3 protein-coding genes are annotated in these 2,998 nt (G+C 35.8%); all 3 read right to left on the bottom strand.

Translation table 11 applies throughout. The features are described 5' to 3' along the window. A partial coding sequence (locus tag BAZSYMA_RS07665) for a radical SAM protein (protein WP_090717479.1) occupies nt 1-1,055 on the bottom strand: 1,055 nt, incomplete at its 3' end. Then, entirely contained in the window at nt 1,055-1,927 is an 873-nt protein-coding gene (locus BAZSYMA_RS07660) for a type IV pilin protein (protein ID WP_090717476.1), read from the bottom strand. The genes BAZSYMA_RS07660 and BAZSYMA_RS07665, both read right to left, overlap by 1 nt. Next, the coding region (locus BAZSYMA_RS10065; protein WP_195910153.1) for a hypothetical protein at nt 1,924-2,998 on the bottom strand (1,075 nt) is incomplete at its 5' end. The genes BAZSYMA_RS10065 and BAZSYMA_RS07660, both read right to left, overlap by 4 nt.

The raw sequence follows: 2,998 nt of genomic DNA, 5'->3' as shown, positions 1-2,998 counted from the left end.
TTAATCGTTTGCAACAGTTGATAAGCACCAGAGCACTCACCTGAGGCATCAATAACATTGCCATGAGCAGGACATCCGCCATTACAAATAGGATTGAATTCACACTCAAAACAACTTGCTTTCACCTTGTTTTGATAGTTTTCTAATTGCGTTTCACTGTGTTCTGCAATTGCAGTACAGGTCTTTATCATGCCTTTTTTAGAAAAAGTAAACATACTCGTTTGGCATGCACCTGATGCGCAAACATTATCTTGCTCACCTGTCTTAATCGCATCTTCCAAATCACAAAATGGTGAAATCGCTAACTTGCTTTCAGGATGTAAGGCTTTGTAGCGCCTGTAAGCCAAATAGAATTTACCCATTGCCTTTGAATATTCAAGATGACTCACACCGATCTCATTCCAGTTTTTAACTGCATCACCCGTAGGGGTTAGTTTTTCAATATGGATCTTGTTAAGACTGATACGCTCTAGCCATTTAAAAAACTCTGTACTTGTCTTAAATGTTTTTGCAATATCCAAAAAAGGCTTTGCTGCGGTTATAGTCAGTGTAGGTTCAAAGCCATTAACAAAATATCTAGACTTTCTAAATCTTTTTATTTCTTGTTCAAAATAGCTATAAAAACAACCTTTTGCTAAATTAACACCCCTAATATCGACATCCCAAGATACACCTATTAAATCCGACTCAAAATAGGTTGCTAAAACTTGATACCACTCATCACGCTTTTTTTTACTAAAATTCCTTAAAACTACCAAATTAGTTTGCACGCCATGTAAAAAATTAATACCTTGCTTGTTGGCATTAAGTCCAATAATTAACCTTTCACATCTGCTTGGATCAATAAGTAACGGCTCACCGCCATGCCATTGCAATAAAACATTAGTCGTTACGCCAGCATCACTCAATTGTCTAGGTATAGACAATATTTGCTCATCAGACATGGTTGCTGGGTTCGGCGGAATAAAGCAATGTTGACAACGCAAGTTACATTTTTCAATAGGTCTAATATAAACAATTGTATCGATTTTTTTTGTAATCTTAGGGGTTGGCATTATCGATTCCAGTTGCCATAATCACAAAATGTTTCAGCAACACCTGTTATTGCAGAAAGTCCCGTTGTCTTAAGTTGCCATTGTTTGGTGCTCGCTAAATCTATAAAATTAGCACCCCAAGAGACATTTCTAATACCTGAGCTGCCTCCTAATATCGTTGTAATGCCATGTATTCTTAAGATGATCTTAGCTGTGCCTGTAACACTTCCTTGGGCGCAATCTGGTTTGTTGATTGTAGAAGTTAAAGAATTGAATGAGACGCTGCCCATAGAGATAAATTTACCAATGCCTAGCTTAATATCTTGTCCATTTAGATCCATATCTGAAGCATTTATAATAGCATGCCCGCCCATGTCAAAATCACCTCGCATTGCTCTTGAGCCATCTAATGATAAAAATTGCGAAAGTGAGAGTGGTCTAGGAATAGAGCTTGCACTTGTATCGTCATTCGGCGGCGCTAAAATTGTTGATCCAGGGTGTTGGGCAGCGATGTAGGGCGCTGCGAAGTCTTTATCGCTTTTTACTTTAACTGTAAAGGTCGTTGTGTTGCATTCTGTTATATATTGCGTGTTATAAGGGCTTGTGGTGGTAATATAGTTTAAGTAGGCAGTAGGCGCATTTTTAAGCACACTAATGGCATCATTACAGTTGTTTGTAGCGTCTGGCCACTCACCTTGATCAGCAAGATAACCGCTAGCGGCTGCTTGCATGTTTTCAATTTCTTGCATGGTTCTTTCTACATCTGTTTCAGCTTGTTTAAAAATATCTGCTTTAATGTCTGCTCTTATCTTAATCTGCGTCAATGCTGCAATAACTGCCAATACAATCATTAACTCTATCAAAGAAAAGCCCAGTTGCTTATTTTTCATCATAATGATAAGCCTGTTGCATACACGCCGATAAAAAATGCTATGCCTAGAAGAATAATAGCGTTTCTGGTTGCCAGCAGCAAGACAGATATTTTTTTTGCTTGTTTTTTGATTTGTAAATTCAGCGCCTCTATCATGCTCTTAACAACCTCACTTCTGATATTTTGGTTCTCAATTTCAAATATAACTGCCATTTGTTTTGACAATTTATTTGAAAGTGATGTGTTGACAATCGCTTGAGATAATGACTGTCCCTTACTGATGTAATCAAGCAGCTCATTACCAATATTTTTTTGTATTTGTTGATAAAAATTAACAATATCAATGTCTAAATAATTAATTCTTTTCAAAGTTGCATATATGGGTAAAAAATTCATAGCACTCTTTAAATCTTGTAAGTCGCCAACACTTCTCCATGGTTGTATTTTTTTAAGTTTATTAAACGCTTCTTTATTGATAAATGAAAACACAATCAAAGTGATTACCGCAACCAAAACAAAAACAATACTGCTAATATTGTTAACAATAAAATTTATCAAAGTAACCATGATTGGTTCTGCAATTTTCTTAACTTGAATAATTTTATTGTAAGGCTCTGCTAGCATAAACGACATGCCCAAAATCAAACCTATAGAAACCGCACTAAACACAACATTTGGCAATATATTGGCTTTATAAATTCCGACTGCCTCATGTGAAGATTTAAAATATTTTTTAGCCTCTTTAAAAGCTTGGGACATATTGCCAGCACCACCTGTTTGCAGCAAAATAACAATAACTTGATCAACATTCATCAAACTAAGCATTTGGGTCAATGAAAGCCCTTGCAGACCCCATATTTGAGTTTGATTTTTTAAATTTCTATTTTTTGGATAAAAATCTAAAATAGTGTCTACCAAAGACTGCTCTAAAGTCTTAGCCCCAGACAAATGCGTTGCCTCTAATGTTGATAAGACGATTAACAAATCTTCATCTTTAATAATCTGTTTAAGCGCCCCAAAATCTCTATTTTTTTTAATAATCTGAGACGAATTAATGGATAGCTTTTTAGCGATATATGCGTCAATATCGTTA

Origin of the sequence: Bathymodiolus azoricus thioautotrophic gill symbiont (assembly GCF_001298715.1) — a bacterium.
Lineage (GTDB): Bacteria > Pseudomonadota > Gammaproteobacteria > PS1 > Pseudothioglobaceae > Thiodubiliella.
The sequence above is the reverse complement of the archived record's forward strand: the minus strand, read 5'-3'. Positions and strand labels throughout refer to the sequence as shown.